Here is a 4,043-nt window from a genome sequence, read left to right on the forward strand (position 1 = left end):
CTCGCCGCGTCATCGGGGAAAAGTCACAGCGCAACACGAGCGATTACAGGAAGGTTCCTTAAATCAAAAGTGCCAGTTGTGCCCTTTGCTGAGAAAATGGATAGGTAGATAAAAACATCTTACTGGCTGGAAACAGTTCGTGTTGCAGAAAGCAGGATTCAGCTGAGACGAGACGAGTGATCAGCTGAGTGGTTGTCGGACTGGTGCATTCATTCCTCAATGATACTGCACTCTGCACACAGCAACTCAGAAGCTCAGGGAACGAACTCCTTGATCTCTGGTTTTCCGCACATCATTCAGCAGGAGTACGGAAACATGGCAACCCCAAACATACCGGTGAAGGAAGGTGTCTATGACACGCCCGGTACATCCGTGGGATTACAGACGGATGATGTTCGGACGGTTCTCCTCAATAAGATTTCCTGGGGAGCGGTGATCGCTGGCGTGGTGGTCTCGCTGGTGGCCCACCTCATCCTGAACATGATCGGCATCGGAGTAGGGGCCTCCACCGTGGATGTGGCGGCAGCCGACAATCCCGCCGCATCATCCTTCTCGATCGGTGCCGCGATCTGGTGGACCGTGTCCGGCATTATCGCCGCGTTCCTGGGCGGCTACACCGCCGGTCGCCTGTCGGGAAAGCCGAAGAATGCGACCGCAAGCTGGCACGGCCTGGTCACCTGGGCGCTGACAACTCTGATGATCTTCTGGTTGCTGAGTTCAGCCGTGGGCGGCATCTACAACACTGTCTCGGGCGCCATCGGCAGCGTTGGCAGTGCCGCCGACACGGCAGCCCAGAGTGCGGCGCCGTCCCTGGCCAACGTCTCCGACCCGTTCTCCCAGATCGAGCAGTCGGTCCGCTCCTCGACCGGCGGAAACGATCCGCAGGCGCTGCGTGATGCAGCCGTTGCGGCTGTGCGGGCGTCGGTGACCGGGGATCAGGCGCAGGCCCAGGAGGCCCGCGAGCGCGCCGCCCAGGCGCTGTCGAAAGCACAGGGAATTCCGGTTGAGGAAGCCCGCACCCAGGTTCAGCAGTATCAGCAGCAGTACCAGCAGACCGTCGATCAGGCGAAGCAACAGGCAACCGAGGCGGCCGACACCGCCGCCAGCACCATCGCGACCGGAGCCTTGGCCGCTGCGATTGCCCTGCTCCTCGGAGCCGTCGGTGGTTGGTTCGGTGGCCGTGCGGGTGCCGTCGATCCGGTTGTCACGGCTTCGGCCACCACGACGTCAGCAAGGCGTGGGTTCTGACTAGGATCTAGGGTCAGCCATACGCTGGTGGACGTCTAATCCTCAAACCCATCTGTCCGCTGTAACCGGGGACGTTTGCTGGAGATCCTGGCAAACGTCCCCGTACCTTTTTCTCCAGCCGCTGTGGCAAACCATGCCTGAAGATCACGCCTCCAGCCGTTCCGACAGGAGCGCTGCCCATCCGGACGAGATATCCGATGCCGGCTGGTGGGAAATCCTGAAGCGGGTATGGCAGGCCTCCTCGGAGAAATCTCTCTGGGTTGCGGCGGCCGGGGTGGCTTTCTTCGCATTCTACGCCCTGATCCCGATGTTCGCCGTGCTTGTGCTGGTCTACGGGCTGTTCGTCGGAACCGAAACCGTTCAGGGCCAGATGCAGGAGCTTAGGGGCATCCTGCCTGAACAAGCGGTCGAAGCTCTGTACAATCAGCTGATCGGGACGGCGCGAGACGCCGGGGCGAGTTTCGGATGGGGACTGGCCGGCAGCGTCACGATGATGATCTGGAGCATACTTTTCGGCATGCGGGCGCTGATGGCAGGTCTCAACCACGCCTATCATGAAAGGGAGACACGCGGCTTCCTCGTCCTGAACGGACAAGCGCTGCTGCTGGGCTGCGGCGGACTGGTGCTGGTAATCGGTTCTGTCGCTCTTCTCACGATCGATATCTCCATCCCGGGACTTGACGCGGCCGGATCGTTCTGGAGTGCTGCCATCGCAATCTCCCGCTGGCTTCTTCTGGGCGCGATCCTGATCGTTTCGCTGGCGCTGTGCTATCGCATCGGGCCGTGTCGCGCGGCTCCGAAGTGGCGATGGGTCGCCTGGGGTGCCGCGGCCGGCGCCGCCCTGTGGATACTGGCGTCGCTGGGGTTCTCGCTCTACGTCCGCCACGTGGCGAACTACGCGACGGCCTACGGCGTGGCGGGATCAGTGCTGACGGTGATGGTCTGGCTTTACCTGGTTGCCTACGCAGTGCTCATCGGAGCGGCTCTGAATGCCGAAATGGAGAGGCAGACATCATTGGATACGACGATCGGAGCCGACCGTCCGGTAGGTGCCCGCGGCGCCAAGGCGGCTGATCATAAGCCGCAGTGAGCGCCGGCAAGCAGGTGTCACAATAGCTGGCGCTGAAAACTTAAACGGTAGAGGGACCATACCCCGGCTTTTGAGGCGAAGTGGCTTTGGCTGCCGGAAAGGGCGAAAAGACGCTGGCCGGGATGGCTCCGCAGGTTGACATTCACCCTAACCAGATCACCCGGCGGCAAGCTCAGGCCAGCAGGAACCAATCTGGGGACACCTCGGTCTCATCGATCCCATTGAGGCCGATCGTCGTGTTGCCATAAACCAGAATGGTTTGCCCAGTCACGGTCGTCGTCGCACTGGCGAGGATATTCCCGACATCGTTGGGCGTGCCGCCCAGCAGCACGATCTGATCGCCCGGCACTGGGTAGAGGTAATCGTAGGACGCTGGAGTGAAATCGGTGATCGTGTCGTTGCCGTCATCGGGGTCGAACACGAAGATGTCCGGTTCTGGATCAAGAAACCCTTCGAGGCTTGCTCCGGCCAGCAGATCGTTTCCATTGTTGCCGTCGATGTGGTCCTGGCCAAAATCACCCACTATGATGTCGTCGCCGCCGAAGCCGTACAGTTCATCCTGTCCAAACGACCCGACGAGCGTGTTGTTGTAATCATCCCCAACAAAGACGTTTGTCCAAGTGTAGTCGATAGCCATGCTTTCACCTCCAGCACCTTGTCGATAACGGGATCAACAGCGTCAATGCTGATTTAGTCCGGCATGATATGTTGATGCCTGGAACAGGCTGGCCTTGGCGAAGCAGGGATCGACATAGCCGCACACCCAGCTCAGCACAGACTATGCCGTGGTGCCGAACAGTTGGGCAACGGCGTTGGACGACAGGCCGTAGCCATACAGGCTGACAGCGGCACGCCTGGTCGGTTCAGGCGTGCCGTGTCCTTCAAGGCGAGTGAACTGGGAGCGGCATGGGTTACAGCGCCACCGCTGCTTGCCTGCTACGATATCATATCGGATCAAGCGACGACTGTTCGCACCAAAGACAGCAAACAGGAGTGGAGACCATCAAAAAGAGCTGGCTCGGGAAATCTGAACATCGGGATAAGTGGAGTTTCTGCCTGAAAGCGGCCAGTATGCGTGCCGCACAGGAGAAGCAATGACAAGACGACCGCGCCGGAACCACACACCGGCTTTCAAGGCGAAGGTGGCTTTGGCCGCCGTCAAGGGCGAGAAGACGCTGGCCGAGTTGGCTCAGCAGTTCGACATTCATCCCAACCAGATCACTCAATGGAAGTCGCAGCTTCTCGACGGGGCAGCCGGATTGTTTGGCTCGGAGAGCCGCGGCGACAATCAGGGGCCGCCGGTGGATCTGACGGTGCTCCATGCCAAGATCGGAGAGCTGACGCTGGAGAACGATTTTTTGGCCGGCGCGCTCGGCAAAGCGGGTTTGCTGAGCGCAAAGCGATGATCGACCGCTCGCATGATCTGCCGATCACCAGACAGGTCAGGATGCTCAACGTCAGCCGGGGCAGCGTCTATTACCTGCCACGGCCGGCCTCGACCGCCGACCTCGCGCTGATGCGCCGGATGGACGAACTGCATCTCGAGTTTCCATTCGCCGGCAGTCGCATGCTGCGTGATCTGCTCACCGCCGAAGGCTTCCAGACCGGCCGTCGGCATGTCTCGACGCTGATGAAGCGGATGAGGATCCAGGCTGTTTACCGCAAGCCCAACACCTCGAAGCCGGCGCCGGGGCACAAAATCTAC

General features: G+C 60.5%; 3 protein-coding genes and 1 pseudogene. 3 read left to right on the plus strand and 1 reads right to left on the minus strand.

The genetic code is table 11. From position 1 onward, the window contains the following. Window positions 1-270 precede the first annotated feature (270 nt). Both AC5JJ6_RS01135 and AC5JJ6_RS01140 read left to right on the plus strand, forming a co-directional pair. A complete protein-coding gene (locus AC5JJ6_RS01135; protein WP_496040274.1) occupies window positions 271-1,248 on the plus strand; it encodes a hypothetical protein in 978 nt (325 codons plus the stop codon). 133 nt (window positions 1,249-1,381) lie between these two features. Beyond that, window positions 1,382-2,338, plus strand: coding sequence for a YihY/virulence factor BrkB family protein (locus tag AC5JJ6_RS01140; RefSeq protein ID WP_496040275.1), 957 nt, complete (start codon window positions 1,382-1,384; stop codon window positions 2,336-2,338). A gap of 172 nt (window positions 2,339-2,510) precedes the next feature. On the opposite strand, the gene AC5JJ6_RS01145 is transcribed toward AC5JJ6_RS01140, so the two are convergent. After that, on the minus strand, window positions 2,511-2,975 hold the full coding sequence (locus tag AC5JJ6_RS01145) for a calcium-binding protein (protein WP_496040276.1): 465 nt from the start codon (window positions 2,973-2,975) through the stop codon (window positions 2,511-2,513). Window positions 2,976-3,432: 457 nt separating this feature from the next. Here AC5JJ6_RS01145 and AC5JJ6_RS01150 point away from each other — a divergent pair. Beyond that, window positions 3,433-4,043, plus strand: a pseudogene (locus AC5JJ6_RS01150) (IS3 family transposase); the annotation flags it as partial.

The organism is Skermanella sp. (genome assembly GCF_059503625.1).

Coding starts and splice junctions, on each gene's coding strand:
- AC5JJ6_RS01145 (WP_496040276.1), bottom strand. CDS start 2,975: ATGGCTATCGACTACACTTGGACAAACGTCTTTGTTGGGGATGATTAC.
- AC5JJ6_RS01140 (WP_496040275.1), top strand. CDS start 1,382: ATGCCTGAAGATCACGCCTCCAGCCGTTCCGACAGGAGCGCTGCCCAT.